This is a genomic window from Candidatus Limnocylindrales bacterium (genome assembly GCA_035559535.1).
Lineage (GTDB): Bacteria > Moduliflexota > Moduliflexia > Moduliflexales > JAUQPW01 > JAUQPW01.
Genome location: DATMBG010000017.1, coordinates 73,332 through 92,032, shown reverse-complemented (window position 1 = coordinate 92,032; position 18,701 = coordinate 73,332). Strand labels below are relative to the sequence as shown.

Below are 18,701 nucleotides of genomic sequence, written 5' to 3'. Positions count from 1 at the left end.
TGTTGTCTATGGCCTCTTAGCAAGAGCCACCCACAACAAACCACGGACATTGGATAGATTTGTTAAAAAATCCTCTCATTCCCTTTTTTATTTTTCTACTCTTATTACCCTTTGCAGTTGAATACTTCGGTTCTACCACCTCACTGGCTACCGAAATTATTATTTTTACCCTGTTGGGTTTTGGCTATAATCTGTTGTTGGGATATACCGGCCTTGTTTCCTTTGGACACGGTGCTTTCTTTGGTCTGGCAGCCTATGCAGCGGCCCTCACCCAACTTCATCTCTCTAAAGGAATGATACTGCCCCTTATCGTTGGGATTTTAACAGCCACCCTGTTGGGAGCTGGAGTTGGATTTCTCATCATGCGCCGGCGAGGTGTCTATTTCTCCCTTTTGACCCTTGCTTTTACCCAGATGTTTTTTTATATCGTATACCGGGCCACCTCTATAACCGGAGGGGAAAATGGGTTGGGGGGTATTACTCGCCTGCCTGTAGGCTTTCCACCCTTTTTTACCCTGTCTCTCTCAAATGCTCAAACCTACTACTATTTTGTAGCCATCATCGTTGCCATATCCACTTTTCTCATCTGGCGTATCGTTCACTCTCCCTTTGGTAAGGTTCTTCAAGCCATCCGGGAGAACGAGCAGCGTGCCAGTTGTGTAGGATACAATACCAAACAATATAAACTGGTTGCCTTTATTGTCTCTACAACCTTTACCGGATTGGCCGGGGTACTTTATGCCTTCCTTTTAAAATTTGTTTATCCCGAAACCGTTCATGTGACCATGTCCGGTGAGATTGTAGCCATGACTTTGGTAGGTGGGATGCACAATTTCTTTGGCCCTGCAGTGGGAGCCCTGTTTTTCATCTTTCTGAGGGATTTTCTGACCACCTACACAGAAAACTGGATGGTCTACTTCGGAACTCTTTTCATGCTCTTTATCCTATTCTCTCCTGAAGGTCTTGTAGGAATCGCTAAGAAATTATTTTCATTCCTACCCCTGGGTTTATGGGGACGCAGGGAGTCGGAGACCCGGGGACGCGGGGATACGGGGACACGGGGAGGAGACCTGGGGATTATCTCTACGTCCTCGCGTCCCCGGGTCTCCGCGTCTCGGGATACTGCATCTCCGCGTCCTGTTTCCACCTCTGAGCTTCTGGTGGTTAAAAATCTGGAAAAACGCTTTGGGGCCCTGGCTGCCACAGATAATGTCAGTTTTTCAGTTCGGGAGGGGGAATTACATTCCATTATTGGACCTAATGGGGCAGGTAAAACGACTTTTTTTAATTTATTAACCGGTCTCCTGCCCGTAGATAAAGGCCATATTTTTCTCAAAGGGGAAGAAATAACCGGACTACCTCCCTATGCGTTTATCCAACGAGGGATCTCCCGATCCTTTCAAATTATCAGTATCTTTCAACAACTAACGGTTCTGGAAAATATACGCATTGCCGTACAGGCGGCCAGCAAACATCGGTTCAATATGATCTCAAGAGCCGATCAACTCCAGGATCTGTGGAAGGAGGCCGAGCGGATTGTAGCTTTGGTAGGTCTTCAGGGTAAAGAAGAAGTGTTAGCCAGTAATCTTTCCCATGGAGATCAACGATTATTGGAGATCGGAATTGCCCTGGGAACCAAACCGGATATTCTGTTGCTGGATGAACCTTTAGCCGGACTACCTCCTGTGGAAAGAACCCGTATCAGTAAGTTTATCAAAGAACTTGCCGGAAAGTTAACCATCCTCCTCATCGAGCATGATATTGATCGGGTTTTAGCCCTCTCAGACCGGATTACTGTGTTACATCAAGGACGGGTTCTTGCAGAGGGAACTCCTGAAGAAATTCAACGAAATGAAGCCGTCCAACAGGCTTATTTGGGAGGTACCCAGATTAGGGTCAAAGAGCCTGGTAAGCCCGAAGAAGAGAAAGTTCCCCGAGAATCCCGGCGTCCTCTCCTCAGCCTGAACAACATCAATACCTATTATGGAAAGAGTCATATTCTCCATGATGTAAGCCTGGAGATTCGGGAGAAGGAAGTTGTATGCCTCCTGGGAAGAAATGGAGCGGGTAAAACGACAACCCTTAAAAGCATCATGGGGACCAACCCTCCAAGGAGTGGACAGATCCTCTTCAAGGATATAGAAACCACCCGATATTCTCCTGAATCCATAGCCCGATTGGGGATTGGAATCGTCCCGGAAGGACGGCGAATTTTTCCTAATCTCACCGTAGAGCAAAATCTCCTCATTGCTTATCGAGAACGTGGCCCTGAGGGATGGAACCTGGAAAAGGTTTACGAGAGTTTTCCCAAATTGAAAACCTTGAGACAGCGAAGGGGGGAACATTTAAGCGGGGGAGAGCGTCAGATGCTGGCCATTGCCCGGGCTTTAATGGGAAATGTAGAGCTTCTTCTTTTGGATGAGCCCTTCGAAGGATTAGCCCCGGCCATTGTTACCGATGTGTACAACATTCTAGAGCAGATTCGAGGAGAAACCACACTACTCCTGGTCGAACAAAACGCCCATATCGCCTTGAATCTCTCTGATTGGGCTTACATCATTAATAACGGTCAAATCATCTATACAGGAGATACCCGGGAGTTGATGGAAAATGAAGAACTTCGAATTCGATCCCTTGGGGTTTAACGGAGAGAGGGTGGACCGGGAGCAGTTCAAAAATAAGTAAAAAAGAACTTTGCCCGTCCACCCTCTACGGCCTGTTATTTTATGAAAATTACCCGTATCGATACGATCCATGTGGCCGAGTTTCCACATATTCTTTTCGTTCACCTTTATACCGACCAGGGTATCGTGGGGTTAGGAGAAACCACCTATGGACCCCATACGGTAGCTACCTTTATTCACTCCCAGGTTGCCCCTTACCTGTTGGGGAAAAACCCTCTTCATATCGAACGACATTGGAATGAGATCTTTGCCCGTGGAAGAACGACTTTGAGTCGGGGTGCAGAAATTCGGGGACTCTCTGCCATTGATATCGCCCTGTGGGATATTTTCGGACAGGTCACCGGGCTTCCCATTTATCAATTGCTGGGAGGGCCTTATCGGGAGCGTATTCAAATTTACAATACCTGCGCGGGTTATCGCTATGGAATCAGTGCCACACAACAGGTGGCAGTAGGTTCTTTTCAATCTTCTAAAGAGGGTCCCTACGAAGACCTTGAAGCTTTTCTCTACCGGGCCGATGAACTGGCCGAAAGTCTGCTCAGCCAGGGAATTTGTGCCATGAAGATATGGCCCTTTGATCAGTTCGCTCCGAAAACCAACGGTCAATCCATCAGTCTTGAAGATCTGGACAAGGGTGTAGAGCCGTTCCGAAAGATACGAAAGGCGGTTGGACGTCGTATGGAGATAGCGGTAGAAATGCATGGCCTCTGGAATCTCCCCTCTGCGATACGGATTGCCAAAGCCCTTGAAGAAATCGAGCCCATGTGGTTTGAAGATCCCATTCGTATGGACAATCTGGATGCCCTATCCCAGTTTAAGGCCTCTACCCACATCCCAACTTGTGCCAGCGAAACCGTATCTACCCGTTTTGCTTTTCGTGAGATGTTAGAACGTCATGCCACCAGCATTGTCATGCTGGATGTAGCCTGGGCAGGTGGCCTGTCAGAAGCCCGCCGTATCGCTTCACTGGCCGAAACTCATCACCTCCCCTTTGCTCCCCATGACTGCACAGGTCCCGTAACCCTCGTGGCTTCGGTTCATCTGTGCATAAACGCACCTAACGCTTTAATTCAAGAGACCGTACGGGCCTTCTACTATGGTTGGTATCCCAAGCTGGTGACCCGGCTTCCCCGTATAGAAAACGGATATATCTATGCACCTGAAGGCCCGGGACTGGGTCTTGCCTTGCTGCCAGACGTAGTAAAGCGATCCGACGTAACAATCCAGACTTCGACTTTATAACCCGAAAAGGTTTCAACCCGATAACCCTTATAGAATCGGATTGATTACTTTCAACCTACGCCTTTTGCTGCCCCTCCTGATCAAAGAACTCGATAAAGATAAAAGACCGAGGGGTTTAAGGTACCTCCTGGTAAGAAAAGGATGAAAACTCTAAAGTCCCAGACTTCGGAAGTTTTAAACTGGACGACTTTGACGTCTCCGGAGCCTGAGGTGCTCGATAAAGAAAACTATGGAACTCTATCTTATTCAACATGGTGAAGCCAAGAGCGAAAGTGAGGATCCGACACGTCCTTTAACGGATCGAGGAAGAGAAGAAGTCCGGCGTGTTGCCGATTTTGCTGCTCGGATCGGACTACACCCCGCCGAGATTCGCCACAGTGGGAAACGTCGGGCTGAGGAAACCGCGCTCATCTTCGCAGAAGCCCTTTTCTTGAAGGATAAGATCCGAACCGTTCCCGGGCTGGCACCAAACGATGATGTACGGCCGCTGGCGGAACAACTGGACGTCGAAACACAATCCCTCATGGTTGTCGGTCATCTACCGTTTCTGTCACGTCTTGTGAGTTTATTGCTTGTGGATAACCCGGACCGGATTATCGTCCGGTTTCGCATGGGTGGAATAGTCTGTCTGGTGCGAGGGGATTCCGCTGAATCGGCAGGAATCGGCCGTAGATGGGAGTTAGCCTGGATAGTTACACCGGATATTATAGGACCTGTCTTCTCTACTCTTCATCAGTCAAATCGCTAGTACAATTTTTTCGATCCGGTCAGAATGAATGGGAGCCCCTATCTTAATAGATCTATCCTTCTACTTTCCCCCTCTTGGGGGAACTTTCGGGAAAAGCTGATACCCTTAAAGCCGCCGCGAGGAGGGGAGTGTTTAAATAGAAAAAAGTTATACCTGCTGGGCCGATACGGATACTTTGCCTTAACGGGGATGAGCCTCTTTTTTTATCCCTGCTCCCGGGGTTTGAAATAAAAAAATCCACTTGCCTTATCTGAAAACTTCCTCTAAACTTAGAGTCGATGTCAATGTTTATGTCAGAAAATTAAAGGAGAGGATTATGGACTTTTTAATTCCCGAAGATCTTAAAGACCTTAAAAATATGGTTCGTACCTTTGTCAGAAAAGAATTAATGCCTCTGGAAGAGGAAGTGGAACGGACTGGAAAAATTCCTGAAGAAGCCCTTCAAAAGATGAGGGAACTCGGCTTTTTTGGTTTAACGATTCCTACCGAGTATGGGGGATCCGGGATCGGTACCTTTGGATATTGTCTTGCAGCCGAAGAGCTGGGTTGGGCGCATTCAGCTTTTAAAACCATCTGTGGGGTTAATAACGGAATTGGCTCCAAACCCATTGTACTGGATGGAACTGAGGAACAGAAACGGAAGTATCTTCCTAAGATCGCCAGCGGGGAATATATCACGGCTTTTGCCCTGAGTGAGCCGGGAGCCGGGTCCGATGCCGCCAATATTTCTACCCAGGCCGTCCGAAAAGGAGACAGGTATATCATTAACGGTCGGAAACACTTCATTACCAATGGCCCCTTAGCCGATCTGGTTACAGTTCTGGCCGTTACAGATAAGGAGAAAAGAGCTCACGGCGGGATTACGGCCTTTTTGGTTGAAAAAGGAACTCCAGGATTCTCCGTAGGGCAGATTCATAAAACGATGGGAAGCCGGGGGGTTTATCACAGTGAGTTGATATTCGATAATTGTGAGGTTCCTGCCGAGAATGTAATCGGAAAGGAAGGAATGGGATTTATCACCGCCATGAAGACTCTAGATGATGGTCGTCTCACCCTGGCAGCCAGTTGTGTGGGCACAGCCGAAAGACTTCTGGAGATGTCTACGGAATATGCCAAGCGTCGCGTAACCTTCGGAAAACCCATCGCTGAAAGACAGGCCATCCAATGGATGCTGGCCGATAGTGCCACCGAGATTTACGCTGCCAGGATGATGGTCTACGCAACGGCAATTCGCTACGATAAAGGAGAGAGGATTCCGGCAGAAGTGGCCATGACAAAACTCTATGCCACCGAAATGGTTAATCGGGTTGCCGACCGAGCAGTACAGATCCATGGAGGAATGGGGTGGATTCAAGAGCTTCCCGTCGAACGAATCTACCGGGATGTTCGGGTCACCCGACTATATGAAGGGACCTCCGAGATTCAACGCATTATCATAGCTCGCAATATTTTAGGTTATAAAGGAGGTTTAGAGGGATAAAGGATGGAAAGTGTGGGAGTATGGAGGTATGAAAGTAGGGAAGTGTGGGGAGGGGGAAGTATGGGAGTAGGGGAATAGAGGGGAAGGATAGATCCCTCTCAAATTAATCCTTCCTCCTTTATTCTTTTATTCTCTGGTATTATGAAAGAAGCTGTTATTGTCAGCGCCGTTCGAAGTGCCATAGGAAAGGCCCATAAAGGATCTCTGGTTAATATGAGAATCGATGATCTGGGAGCTTTAGTGGTTCAGGAGGCTGTCCATCGGGTTCCTGGTTTAAAGGTAGAGGAGATCGAAGATGTTATTATCGGATGTGCCATGCCGGAAGGAGAGCAAGGGCTTAATGTAGCCCGGCTGATTTCTCTCTTAGCCAGAATACCCATGACGGCTGCCGGGACTACGGTCAATCGGTTTTGCGGTTCCAGCCTTCAGGCCATCAACTTTGCCGCCCAGGCCATTATGACCGGAAATGGGGAGGTATTCGTAGCCGGGGGAATCGAAAGTATGTCCCATGTTCCCATGCGGGGCTTTAATCCCAGTTTAAACGCAAAGTTCATGGGTGAGGATTATCCTGATGCCTATATTTCCATGGGGATGACGGCAGAGAACCTGGCCGAAAAATATCAAATTTCCCGTGAGGAGCAGGATGAATTCGCCCTTCTCAGTCATCAAAAGGCTATCCGGGCCATCCAGGCCGGTCAATTTAAACGGGAGATTGTCCCGGTAGAGGTAGTTCTCTCCGATGGAACCCTTCGGATTTTCGATACCGACGAAAGTCCACGCCCGGATACTTCTCTATCCAAATTGGCCACTCTGGAACCTGCTTTCAAGCAGGGGGGTACGGTGACCGCCGGAAATGCCAGTCCTCTCAGCGATGGGGCTGCCGCCGTTGTACTCATGTCCCGGGATAAAGCCCAAGAGTTGGGAATTAAACCCCTGGCAGTAATTCGAGCTATGGCGGTAGCCGGAGTCGATCCCACCATTATGGGAATAGGTCCTGTTCCGGCCGTGCAGAAGGCCTTAAAACGTGCAGGATTGACTCTGGAAGATATGGACATTATCGAACTCAATGAAGCGTTTGCCGCTCAAGCTCTGGCCGTGATTCGAGAATTAAAGATCGATCTGAAAAAACTAAATCCCCGGGGTGGGGCGATCGCCCTGGGACATCCTCTGGGAGCTACCGGAGCCCGAATTATGGCAACCCTGATCCATGAAATGCAAGATCTGGATGCCCGATTTGGATTGGAAACCATGTGTATTGGAGGAGGACAGGGAATTGCCACGATCATCCAACGGGAAGATTGAAAACTATCGCCAGGAGGAGATTTAAATCATGCATTTATCCATCCATAAAGTTGCAGTTTTAGGTGCCGGGGTCATGGGAAGCCAGATTGCAGCCCATTTTGCCAATGCCGGCATTCCCAGCTACCTTCTCGACATCGTTCCCTCCCAATTAACCCAAGAGGAAAAGTCCAAAGGTCTGACCCTGGAGCATCCCACGGTACGGAATCGATTTTCTCAGGTCGGAATCGAGAATGTTCAAAAGCTCCGACCTGCCGCTCTTTATTCAAAGACCCTGGTTAATCTGATGACCCCGGGTAACTTTGAGGATCATCTAGACCGGCTGGGTGAGGTCGATTGGGTGATAGAAGCCGTTGTCGAAAATTTAGAGATCAAAAAGCAAATCCTGGCCAAAATTGTACCCTACCTAGGTCAGAATGCCTTCGTAACCTCCAATACCTCGGGACTTTCTCTGGCAGCCATGGGAGCCGACCTTCCCCTTGCGTTTCAGGAACGCTTCTTCATTACCCATTTTTTTAATCCGGTTCGGTATATGAAACTCCTGGAAATCATCCCAGGAGAAAAAACAAACCTGGAACTGGTCAAATCCCTGGCCGACTTTGCCGAAGAGACTCTCGGTAAGGGGATCGTCTTCGGTAAAGATACCCCTTGTTTTGTGGCCAACCGAATCGGAGCCCATAACCGGGGGGCTATTCTAAAGATTATGCAAGAGGAGGGCTATACTGTCGAAGAGGTAGACGCTATCATGGGAGAAGCGATAGGGAGGCCAAAAACGGCGCTCTTTCGGCTAAGTGATCTGGTAGGATTAGATACCTCCGCCAACGTTATCCGTAACCTTTATCGAGATCTTCCCCAGGAGGAGGACCGGGACCTGTTTATACTTCCGGACTTTGTTGAGAAAATGTTGGAAAGGGGATGGGTTGGTAATAAGGCCGGACAGGGTTTTTACAAGAAAGTAGAACGGGATGGAAAAACTCAATTTCTGGTGCTGGATCTGGAAAAAATGGACTATCGACCTCAGCAGGATGTACAGATTCCTTCTATAGAAGTAGCAAAAAAAATCGACGACCCCGGGGCCCGGATCAAATATATGGTTCAGGCTGACGACCGGGGAGGTCGCTTTGCTTGGAAAGCCCTGAGTGCTAATCTGATTTATGCAGCCAAAAAACTTGGAGAGATCGCCGAGGATGTGGTAAATATCGATCGGGCTATGAGGTGGGGATATAACTGGGAGCTCGGTCCTTTTGAAACCTGGGATGCTTTAGGAGTCAAGGAAACGGTTGCAAGACTAGAACGAGAGGGACGTGAAGTTCCGGAATCGGTAAAGACCGTTCTTTCCAGAGGAGATGGGACCTTCTATAAACAAAAATTGGGAACCCGATACTATTTTGATCTGAAGGGTCTGGCCTATCAGGAAATCCCTCTAAGACCTCAACATATTCTTTTATCAGGCCTCAAAGAGCAACAGAAAGTCATCAAAAAAAATCCGGCAGCCAGCCTTATCGATCTGGGTGATGGGGTTGCCTGTCTGGAGTTTCATACCAAAGCTAACACCATCGACGAAGACCTCATCGAGATGATACGGATAAGTGTAGAAGAGGTTTCTCAAAATTTTCAAGGGCTGGTGATTGGAAATGAAGGGGTTAATTTCTGTGCCGGTGCCAATCTGGTCTTTCTCCTGGCCGCCTGTCGAAATCAAGATTGGAGTAGAATTGAGCAAGGGGTCAAAATCTTTCAAGATGCCGTTATGCTCCTTCGTTACTCTCCAAAGCCTGTCGTGGCAGCTCCCTTCGGAATGACTTTGGGAGGAGGTTGTGAAATCGCCCTGGGATCCGACCGAATTTGTGCCCATGCCGAGCTTTATATGGGACAGGTCGAAGTCGGAGTTGGGCTTATTCCCGCCGGCGGAGGCACAAAGGAACTTCTTATTCGAAGCGAGCACGTTGTCAAAACGGGAGGGCCTTTACCCAAAGTCCAGCATGCCTTTGAGACCATCGCCTATGCCAAAGTCTCTTCCAGCGCGAAAGAGGCCCAGGAGTTAGGATTTCTCATGCCAGAAGATAAAATCATCATGAACCGGGATCATCTTTTGTATGAAGCCAAACACATGGTTCTCAATATAGCCCGAAGCGGTTATCGGCAACCCACTCCGAGGGAAGATATTTCTGTGCCTGGATCAGGTGGGCGGGTGGCCCTGGAGGTAGCCCTCAAGGGGCTTAGACTTGCAGGAAAAATCAGCTCCCATGATGAGGTGGTCGCAAAGAAGCTGGCATACGTGCTGACCGGAGGAAATCTCCTCATCCCCAAAAAGGTTTCTGAGCAGTACCTTCTAGATCTGGAGCGGGAAGCCTTTGTAAGTCTCTGTGGGTATGAAAAGACCCAACAACGAATGGAACATATGCTAAGGACCGGAAAACCCTTGCGAAACTAGCTTATAAGAACCTAAACTAACGGAGATGAATCACGAAAATTTTGAGGAATTATGTCCACTATATGCGCTAAACCTTTTAGACGAAGTTGAGAAGGAAAGGTTAGAATCTCACCTTCAGACAGGATGTTCTCTGTGTGGTCAAATTTTAAAACAAATGTTAGAGATCCTTTCCCTGCTTCCGTATTCCCTTCCTTCTAAAACCGTACCTCTCCACGTGAAGCAAAAGTTGATGGAACAAATTCAGACGGAGATAAAGGAAAGAGCACCCCGTCCGACCCAGCATATTATTCGCTCCACCCAGTGTGAGTGGCTCCCTTCCCCCATACCCGGCGTGGAGATTCAACCCCTCTGGTCGGCAGGGGGTCGGAGTGCCCGATTGGTAAAATCTCAACCGGGAACTGTATTCCCCCCCCATCGGCATCGAGGGCCGGAGTTAGTCTATATTTTGAAAGGAAGTCTCCTTATTAATGGAAAGTCCGTTAAGGCCGGGGATTTTTGTATAAGCGACCCAGGCTTCGTGGATCAGGATATCCAATGCGAAGAGGAATGCACCTTTTTGTTGATCTCCAATGAGGATGACGAGCTTCTATAAAGGTATAAAAGGGAAAATTCTGTATGATTTTTCCTCACCCCTAACCCCCCTCCCGAGGCTTCGGGAGAGGGGCCAGAGCCTAGGCGCCAGGATAAGGCACCCCCACCCGGTCTCTCCCCCGTTTCACAGGCTTATCTTTACCCACATTTTTTGATTTGGGGGGATGGGGCTCAAAACGGTTAGTCCGGTAGGTCAACCGTCCCGGTTGACAATATGGGTAGGTTAACCATCCCGGTTGACAATATAGGTAGGTCAACCGTCCCGGTTGACCAGGACAAGCGAGACGCTTGTCCTACCATACCTTTCAATGACCCCGAATACGCAAAGGGCAGGCCAACCGTCTCGGTTGACAATATTTGCTATTCAACCAACAGGCTAGCTGAGCCCGCTATCAATCCCTCGAAATGAAAAAATATGGGTAATGGTTAGGTTTCACAGGGGAGGGAACCTCGCTTCAAAATTCCTTCCCCTGCAAACGTAAGGTAGGGGCGCAAGGCCTTGCGCCCGTACAACGTCTCGTTTGACATTAAGGAGACCCTCCTTAGGGATCTCACTCTTATCCTGGCGCGTATGGGGGTTGGGGGGTGAGGGCCACTTAAAAGTTAAACAAAACTAAGTAGACCATGTAATAGTTTCCCGGTCTTATTCCAGGAAGACCCGATACGTATCAGGTAAAATGGGGTTATCGAGATTCTGAGAATTTTTAAGCCCGACTGAAAAGCTCCCGCTCACGAAATTTAATACTGGCAGGATCGTAATAAGGCTTTACCCATTCATCGGTCGATTTTAAAATAAGTGGAAATCGGGTGGTACTCTTCTCGTGGAGGTTACGGAATCGATAATGATCAAACAGGCGAACGGCCTCAATGGCATAGCAGGTAGCAATTTCCCGATTGTAGATGGCTAAGAGATTATCCCCATTGGAAGTTTCTCCACCCTGAGCAAGATTAGAAGAACCACAAAATACCACTGGGTTTCGGTCGTTGAAATCACAAACTATAAACTTATGGTGGATAACTTCCCCTACGCCTCCGCTCCATTCAGGTTTGAAAGGTCCTGGAAGACTACCTTGAAGAAAATCAAAGGAAGCAACCTCGGCATGACCAATACCGGGTTTAAAAAGTCTGAGTTGATCGGTGGATTCGATGATTCCCAAGGAGAAAATCTGCTTTCGTTCTCCCAGATTTTCCAGATCCCGTAAGACCTTTCCCTGCCCACCCATTTGCATCACTGCAAAAAGAACAGAACTTTGAGCGGATTCAATAGCTTTAGAAATCTTATGGAGGGTAAACGGAGTAGGATGAGGCGCGAAGCTGAGGGATAATGGGAAACTTTGAGGGCGTTTCAAATTATACCATCGGGCGGCAATGGGAGATGATTTGAATTGATCCGGATGGGTGAAGGCCTGCTCAAAGGCCTGTTCATAAAGATTCGCAATGGTAGGATCATTAAAAACCAGGATACTGTTGGCCTGCACATAAAAACCCCGGACTGAAAAATTAGCCGAACCGGTTAATACTTTCGTGGCCTTTCCGTTCTTTTTCTGGATCATAACTTTGTTATGGGCAAAGCGGTCGAAATGCCCCAACTTTACCCGGACACCCGCTGCCCTGAGTGCGGCCACCGTTTTCGGTTCTAAGGCTTTAGGACCTATATGAAGAGCTGAATCGTCCTGAAAAACCCGAACTCGAGATCCCATTTTACAAAGGGCCCGAATGATATCAGGTTCGTCAAAATCATAGGCAAAAACATCTACCGAGATAAGAGGATCTTGCAGGCACTCGTCTAAAAACTGGAAAACCAATTTTCGGGCATGGGCTCCCAGCCATTGATACTGGTCCTGATAAGGGGTGGTATCAAAGTCCATAGATTTTGGATAAGGCCGTATATCTTTATTTTTATAACGCTCCACATAAGCCTGGGCCGAGATGTAAGCCCGGGTAAATCCCAGCTCTAAATCGGAGAAAGCCCGTCGTCTTAGATCCACTGTAACCGTTATCTTTGGACCCGGTTTAAGGGTACCGTTCTTGAAATAAGTTGCATAAACGATGTACTGATACACACCGGGACCTTGAGGGGGAAAGTGAATCCATTGAAATTTTTGAAAAGGGGCCTGATCCGATCCGACATAATCGGTTGAGGCCAGTTTCTTCCGATTGGTAAGCCCTTTTTGGAAATTAAGTCGATTCTTTAAAAAATATGGGGCCCCGGTCGGTGGGTGACACTGAATGGTAAATCCGGCCAGATGGGTCGTCAATTTTTTTTCTAAGTTAAAAGCCAGCAATACCGCACCATCTCCGACATGGGGAGTTACAGAAAAACCCTGACTCTTAACTACCGTAGACATACCTTTCCCTCCTCTAGATCGTTAAAGAATGGAATGAGGTTTAAATTTGAGATTTTTATACCGCCTTTCAGGTATTTAACCCAACTACCTTGTTTTATTTTCTTGACCGGTTTTTGAATTTTCACTATAGTTTAACTTAAGTCAAATGGATTTTAAAAATTCCGTATTTTAAAATTTATCGGATTTTATGATTTTCTATAAAAATCCCCTGTACCTTCTTCCCGATAGGAGGAAATATTTTTCAAAGTATTGGCTTGTTTCCCTTTTACTTACCTGTGGGATTCTACTTCCTTTACCCGGCTGGACGGCAGATCTTACCCGGGAACAGATCTTGAACATTCTCTCAACGGTCAGTGAAGGAAACATTGATCTTTCCAACAAGGATCTTTCTGGGTTAGATTTATCCCATATTGATTTTAAGCGGGCCAGGCTTTGGGGTACCAAATTTTATAATACCAATTTAAGTGGCGCCAATCTCTCCGAAACCAATATGGATTTAACCGTTCTCCAGTCGGCCAATCTTTCCCAGGCTAACTTGAGCAAAGCCAGTCTGTATGGAGTTATTTTAACAAATGCTGACCTTACCGGTGCCAACTTATCCGGTGTACGTATGATTGCCACCCTGGAAAAGGCTAATTTAACCAATGCCAATTTGTCTTATGCAAAAATGGGTGCAGACATGAAAAACCAGCCCATGGGTCTAATGCGCATGACCCTGGCAGGGGCTAACCTAACAGGAGCAGACTTAACAGGAGCGGATTTATCTAAAGCCCGTTTGAGTTTTGCTAACCTGACCCGTGCAAATTTGACAGAGGCCGATCTCTCCGAGAGTGATCTCTCCGGAGCCGATCTAACGGAAGCCGACCTGTCTCGGTGTAACCTATCTGGAGCCAATTTAACACGAACCCTTTTACGTCATATCAAGGGTCGGGATACCCTAGTGGGACTCGATAAGAGCCGTAATCTTGACAAGGCGATTTGGGAGTAAGCTTGGAAGAATGAATTTAGACGCTCCTCCGGGGAACGGGTTTGTACCCTCGACCTTTTAACCGGTCAGGAACCGACCAGGTATTTATCCCCTGATGGTTGGGGAAGTCCGCCGGCAGGTTCCAGGGTTACGGCAATGGCCTTTATTTTTTCTACCTCGGTCAGAAGTCCCGATACCTCAAGAAAAGCATTACCTTCGGAGTCCACAGAGAAAACCCCTGCACTCACAGGTTTATCTTTGATTACCCAAAGCTGGTAGGTTTTTCCAGGAGGAATCGAGGGAAGGTGGTAGGCATAAAACAGTGCTCGATGTTGGATTGGATCCAGAAAAATTTTTCCACGGGCCTCACGACTTTTGGCCGATCCGACGAGATTAACCGTCTTTACAGAGGGAGCCGTTATCATAGCCATATAACTCCGCAACTTTATCAGTTCATCCCTTAAAGCGTTTAAATCCTGTTGTTGTTGCATCAACTGGTTTTTTAACAGATCATCTTCGAGCTTTTGTCGGGTGAGTTGATTTTTCCACAAATCGGTTTCTTTTTGTTGCTGAACCAGTTCCTCTTTAAGCAAAGAAACTTCCCGATAAAGCAAAAAGGTATATCTTCCTAAAAATAGGACCAGACAGGCAACCGCAAGTGTCCATAAAGGGGCCAGGAAGCGACGTTTTCCCTCTTTGGTACGTCCAGGTCGGGGTTTCTGTTCCTCAAATCGTAGGCCTTCTTCCCTTTGAATTTTCTCCAGGAGCTTTTGCTTTCCTTCAGGAGGTGGAGGGATCAGCGGAAGTGAGTAAGGGAGCAGGGCAAATACTTCTCGGACTTGTGGAATAGACTCCCGGCAGGTGGCACAACCGGTATGGAGATGAGTTTCCAGTTGGGTCTGTTCTGCCGGAGTAAGGGATCCCAGTACATAAAGCCCATAGAGATCTTCAAATTCTTCATGAGCCATAGAAGTCATTCACGAAAATGAGGTCGTAGCATGTCTCTGAGTTTTTTCAACCCGAGATTGATACGTGTTTTTATAGTACCTAAGGGTTCTTTAAGTTTCTCGGAAATCTCCCTGTGACTTAATCCTTCAAAGTAAGCAAGCTCGATGGCACTCCTTTGGGATGGAGAAAGAGTCTGAAGGGCCTCTAATATCAGATCTCTCTTTTCCTTGTCTAACAAAGAGTATAAAGGCTCACCGGCTGATTGGGGATTCTCAGAAACAGGCTTTTCCATCTCCTCCCAGTTAACCTCTCGCTTTGATCTCATGAGACGGAATTTATCAATGGCCTGATTACGAGCTATGGTCATAAGCCAGGCTTGAGGACTTCCTTGTTGGGCATCATATTGAGAAGCTTTATGCCATACTTGAAGAAATACTTGCTGAACGATATCCTCGGCTTCTTGAGAGTTACGAACGATACGAAGAGCTAAGCTATAAATAACGGCTGCATAGGAATCATAAAATATACTGAAAGCGTTTAGATCTTTTTCGGCTATCCTCTTAAGAAGGTAGAGACTTAAATTTTGCTCCATGACAAAACTTAGAAAGATTAGCTCTCGATCCGATCCAAAAGAGCCGGGTTTATCCGTTTGAAGTATTTCCCCAATTGATAACCAATATGCCATAATTTGAGTCAGGAGTCAATAAGAAAAGCAGGAATATCTAGGATGACCGGGATTTGCCAGGTTAGAAGTTAAATTGAATTTACGACAAGATGGAATCTATAGAACTCCGCCGCTAATCAAAGATTGAATGGCGATTCCTAATCCCAGAATCGTGATAAGAATAGATGAGAGTAGAGGTAATCTCTGGATCAGAGTTCCCTCCCCACGAAATCTGTCCATAAATTGCTTTGCATAAACCATCAACAAACCGATGCCCATAAGGACTAAAGCCAGCCCTACACTGAAAGCTATGATAAGGATAAGACCCAATCCGATTCGATGAAGAGAGATAGCACTCAGAAGGACTACGAGGGCTGAGGGACAGGGGACCATACCCCCACTAATACCTAAAGCAAACAGGCTTCCCAGAGATACCTGCTCTTTACCTCCGTTAAACGTATGATGGGAGTGGCCGTGGGAATGATCGGGATGGGTGGGAAAGGGGTTAGGGTGGGTATGGAAATGGGAATGCCCGGCAGGATGAGGATGAAAATGGGTATGTGCAAAGTCGTGTTCAGGAGTATGGCTATGGGAACCGTAGAGATTTTGATATCGTTTTATAAACAAAGTCAATCCAATGGCAACAATTGTTAATCCTGAGAAAAATCCAAGCCAGGGATATAACTTCTCCGGGATAATGTATCTGGAAGCATACAAAGTGATTAACCCCAGTATAAAGACTCCTATGGTATGGGTCAGGGTCACAACAGCTCCTAGAAATAGGGCGTGAGCTGTAGTTCCTCTAGAACCTACCAGATAGGCGGCCACAACAGTCTTGCCATGACCTGGAGATAAAGCATGGAAGGCCCCTAAACCAAATGCAGTGGCCAATAAAATGAGGAGAGCTTGAAAAGTTAAATCCCGGCTGGAGATAAGCTCTGTAAATCCGTCTGCAAATCTCTTAGAATTCCTGAATGAGACTTCAGACGTTTTAGAAATCCCGGAGGTTGGCTCTTTCCCTGAAACTTCCGGAGTTTTTAAAATCTTAGAGGTTTGAACTTCGGAGAATGAAAAGCTTGCCACTAAATCCTGAGGTGGGCTTGAAAGAATATCGGTAGGATAATTCGAAAGCTCGTTACTTCGATCTACAGAGGGGATCGAAGCATTTTGTATAGAAATGCCCTCCGACCCGGTTACGATAATTTCCTTCCAGCCAGCTCTTCCTGAAAAGTTATTGTCTTGATAAAAAACCTGATTCAGGTTCGATAGATGGGTTTCCTTCACAGGGGCAAGATAATCTACATAAATCTTTAAAGTAGGAAGGTTCCCGGCCCCAGGTAGGAAAGTTATCTGGGTGGATTCTACCTGCAAATCAAGAGCCTGTTTGTTGAGTGTTAAGGTTAATCCTTTTTTAAAGTCCTCTACTTTCTGAGATAAGTACCTCTGACGCTCCGAAGGTGAGGGATTCTTATCCCCATCGGTATCCATCTCTGTAATCTCTTGGAATGTCGGGATTTCTGCCATATCGATGATATACCGGAGCCGAATAGCCCCGGGTTCAACTTTAATTCTCGAATAATGACTGATGGAGAAATTGCCCATGGGATGAGCAGAAGCCAGGGAAGGTAGAAAACAAGAGACAACTATCAACAGGTAAGAAGCTAACGGTAATACCTTTTCAAGTTGAAGAGCATACTTTAAGAAGATCCCTGCCAGCGATGACAGGTTCCCTATTAATCTGGAAAGATATAAGAAGCAGCAGGCAACGGACAGGAAGACCTTCCGGATCTTCTTCATGACCTCTAGAGGAGTCAATCTTCTGTTATTTTTACCTTTTATTTCTCCCCTACGAAAACTATCCTGTTCCATCATGTATTTTTTCCTCCCAGGGTAAGAATTATCTTGGTTTTTGTTTCTTCCTCAACGGCCCTTTATCTCTGCCAGTGTTTTCTCGGCCACCTCTGCATACAGAATGTGAAAATAAGGATTTAAAGTAAGGGCCTTGTTCAGGTACTCCGCTGCTTTATCTTTTTCACCCAGTTTATAGTAGATCATTCCGGCATGGAAAAAAAGGCGCGCATCTTGGGTTCCCAGCCGAAGAGATAGTGCTGAAGCTTTAAGGGCTTCCTGGAACTGCTGGTTCTTATAACAGGCCCAGGCCAGGGTATCCTGGGTATAAATGTTATCTTTCCGAAACTCCAGCTCCTTTCGGGCAAGCTCTAAGGCCTCCGTGAGTTTAAGGTCATGGTCGGCATAAAAGAGGGCCAGGTCTCGATTGTATACCACCTGGTTGATTTTATTTAATAGCCCCATATACTCCACCAGATCGTATTGTTTTCTAGCTTCGTGGGGATCTCCCATTTTTTGATAGACATCTCCCAGGGCTGTAATGAACTCGGGGAGGGGAATGATCTGGATTGCCTGCTTATACCAATCAACGGCCTGTGGATAATTTTTTTTAGCTGCTTCAACACCTCCTCTTCCGGCCAGGGCATAATGGTATCTTGGAAATATAGTCAGGGCTTTTATATATTGCGTCTCGGCTTTGGCAAGATCACCTTTATTAAAGTGTAAATTCCCCAGTTGGGTTAAACACCAGGCAACGGCTTCCGTTTCCCTGGGATTTGCCGTACGAACGGCCAGCTCCATCCATTGGATGGCCCCTTCTATATCCCCTCGCAGTTCACGTAGATAAGAAGCCCGACTATAAGAAACCAACCCGGGTTTGAGTTTTAGCATCTTTTGAATTACCTCGTCGGCTTTATCATATTCCCCCAACTCTACCAGGGCATCCCCCAGGGTTCCGTAGTTGAGATAATCCTCAGGGTGCATTTCGTTGAGCTTCCTGGCCAAAGTCAGGGCTTCCTGGAATTGGTGTTTTGACAGGTAAACCGTTGCCAGGTATTTGAGGGCTTCGTAGTCCTCTTTCTTAATTTCCAGGGCCCTTTGAAGGGTTGTTTCTGCCAGAAGATAGTAGGTAATATCCCCCGTTTCACGCGCCTTTCGTATGTAATTGGTCGCCAATGCATAGTAGTTATGGATCTGTTGGGGGTCTTGAGAAATTTTTTCCTGATAAAGCTGAATCTGGATATCTATCCTGGACTTTCCCTTCAGGGCATCTTCAGATTCCACCCGGGCTACTCTACCGGTTAAGAGTAAGAAATGAATCAGAATAAAGATTGAAACGCTCTTTCGAGATATCATAAATAATTTCGCCAGTTTGGAAGATGGTCTAGGACGTTTCTTGAAACCGATGACGGTTAAACCGAGGGTAGGGCGGAGAGGTACTCCGCCCTACC

General features: G+C 47.0%; 13 protein-coding genes. 8 read left to right on the top strand and 5 right to left on the bottom strand.

The features are described from left to right. Positions 1–59: 59 nt before the first annotated feature. The 7 genes from VNM22_05345 (at position 60) to VNM22_05315 (ending at position 10,476) form a co-directional block, all read left to right on the top strand. Positions 60–2,645, top strand: a complete 2,586-nt coding sequence (locus tag VNM22_05345) for a branched-chain amino acid ABC transporter ATP-binding protein/permease (GenBank protein HWP46565.1) — start codon at positions 60–62, stop codon at positions 2,643–2,645. Between the two features lie 81 nt (positions 2,646–2,726). Continuing rightward, a complete protein-coding gene (locus VNM22_05340) occupies positions 2,727–3,926 on the top strand; it encodes a mandelate racemase/muconate lactonizing enzyme family protein (protein HWP46564.1) in 1,200 nt (399 codons plus the stop codon). Positions 3,927–4,155: 229 nt separating this feature from the next. Next, a complete protein-coding gene (gene sixA / locus VNM22_05335; protein ID HWP46563.1) occupies positions 4,156–4,674 on the top strand; it encodes a phosphohistidine phosphatase SixA in 519 nt (172 codons plus the stop codon). A 316-nt stretch (positions 4,675–4,990) separates the two neighbouring features. Beyond that, a complete protein-coding gene (locus VNM22_05330; GenBank protein HWP46562.1) occupies positions 4,991–6,154 on the top strand; it encodes an acyl-CoA dehydrogenase family protein in 1,164 nt (387 codons plus the stop codon). 141 nt (positions 6,155–6,295) lie between these two features. After that, positions 6,296–7,456: a thiolase family protein gene (locus VNM22_05325; protein ID HWP46561.1), complete on the top strand. Its 1,161-nt coding sequence runs from the start codon at positions 6,296–6,298 to the stop codon at positions 7,454–7,456. A 28-nt stretch (positions 7,457–7,484) separates the two neighbouring features. Then, positions 7,485–9,884 (top strand): 3-hydroxyacyl-CoA dehydrogenase/enoyl-CoA hydratase family protein, encoded by a 2,400-nt coding sequence (locus tag VNM22_05320; protein HWP46560.1) that lies wholly within the window; start codon positions 7,485–7,487, stop codon positions 9,882–9,884. A gap of 25 nt (positions 9,885–9,909) precedes the next feature. After that, complete coding sequence (locus VNM22_05315; protein ID HWP46559.1) at positions 9,910–10,476, top strand: cupin domain-containing protein; 567 nt, start codon at positions 9,910–9,912, stop codon at positions 10,474–10,476. 703 nt (positions 10,477–11,179) lie between these two features. Here VNM22_05315 and VNM22_05310 read toward each other — a convergent pair. After that, entirely contained in the window at positions 11,180–12,823 is a 1,644-nt protein-coding gene (locus tag VNM22_05310; GenBank protein HWP46558.1) for a phospholipase D-like domain-containing protein, read from the bottom strand. A 187-nt stretch (positions 12,824–13,010) separates the two neighbouring features. On the opposite strand from VNM22_05310, the gene VNM22_05305 reads away from it, so the two are divergent. Next, positions 13,011–13,811, top strand: coding sequence for a pentapeptide repeat-containing protein (locus VNM22_05305; GenBank protein HWP46557.1), 801 nt, complete (start codon positions 13,011–13,013; stop codon positions 13,809–13,811). A gap of 65 nt (positions 13,812–13,876) precedes the next feature. Here the strand turns inward: VNM22_05305 and VNM22_05300 are convergent, their stop codons facing one another. The 4 genes from VNM22_05300 to VNM22_05285 all read right to left on the bottom strand — a co-directional run bounded on the left by VNM22_05300 (position 13,877) and on the right by VNM22_05285 (position 18,606). Further along, the gene (locus VNM22_05300) at positions 13,877–14,758 is read right to left on the bottom strand and encodes an anti-sigma factor (protein HWP46556.1); all 882 of its coding nucleotides are present in this window, start codon (positions 14,756–14,758) and stop codon (positions 13,877–13,879) included. A 5-nt stretch (positions 14,759–14,763) separates the two neighbouring features. Beyond that, positions 14,764–15,423, bottom strand: a complete 660-nt coding sequence (locus VNM22_05295; protein HWP46555.1) for a sigma-70 family RNA polymerase sigma factor — start codon at positions 15,421–15,423, stop codon at positions 14,764–14,766. Positions 15,424–15,519: 96 nt separating this feature from the next. After that, on the bottom strand, positions 15,520–17,274 hold the full coding sequence (locus VNM22_05290) for a sulfite exporter TauE/SafE family protein (protein ID HWP46554.1): 1,755 nt from the start codon (positions 17,272–17,274) through the stop codon (positions 15,520–15,522). A 48-nt stretch (positions 17,275–17,322) separates the two neighbouring features. Next, the gene (locus VNM22_05285) at positions 17,323–18,606 is read right to left on the bottom strand and encodes a tetratricopeptide repeat protein (GenBank protein HWP46553.1); all 1,284 of its coding nucleotides are present in this window, start codon (positions 18,604–18,606) and stop codon (positions 17,323–17,325) included. Positions 18,607–18,701: the final 95 nt, after the last annotated feature.

Bases quoted from the DNA above. Each gene is read 5' to 3' on its own strand.
- VNM22_05330 (HWP46562.1), top strand. From the start codon at position 4,991: ATGGACTTTTTAATTCCCGAAGATCTTAAAGACCTTAAAAATATGGTT.
- sixA (HWP46563.1), top strand. From the start codon at position 4,156: ATGGAACTCTATCTTATTCAACATGGTGAAGCCAAGAGCGAAAGTGAG.
- VNM22_05315 (HWP46559.1), top strand. From the start codon at position 9,910: ATGAATCACGAAAATTTTGAGGAATTATGTCCACTATATGCGCTAAAC.
- VNM22_05300 (HWP46556.1), bottom strand. From the start codon at position 14,758: ATGGCTCATGAAGAATTTGAAGATCTCTATGGGCTTTATGTACTGGGA.
- VNM22_05285 (HWP46553.1), bottom strand. From the start codon at position 18,606: ATGATATCTCGAAAGAGCGTTTCAATCTTTATTCTGATTCATTTCTTA.
- VNM22_05310 (HWP46558.1), bottom strand. From the start codon at position 12,823: ATGTCTACGGTAGTTAAGAGTCAGGGTTTTTCTGTAACTCCCCATGTC.
- VNM22_05325 (HWP46561.1), top strand. From the start codon at position 6,296: ATGAAAGAAGCTGTTATTGTCAGCGCCGTTCGAAGTGCCATAGGAAAG.
- VNM22_05290 (HWP46554.1), bottom strand. From the start codon at position 17,274: ATGATGGAACAGGATAGTTTTCGTAGGGGAGAAATAAAAGGTAAAAAT.
- VNM22_05295 (HWP46555.1), bottom strand. From the start codon at position 15,423: ATGGCATATTGGTTATCAATTGGGGAAATACTTCAAACGGATAAACCC.
- VNM22_05340 (HWP46564.1), top strand. From the start codon at position 2,727: ATGAAAATTACCCGTATCGATACGATCCATGTGGCCGAGTTTCCACAT.
- VNM22_05320 (HWP46560.1), top strand. From the start codon at position 7,485: ATGCATTTATCCATCCATAAAGTTGCAGTTTTAGGTGCCGGGGTCATG.
- VNM22_05305 (HWP46557.1), top strand. From the start codon at position 13,011: ATGATTTTCTATAAAAATCCCCTGTACCTTCTTCCCGATAGGAGGAAA.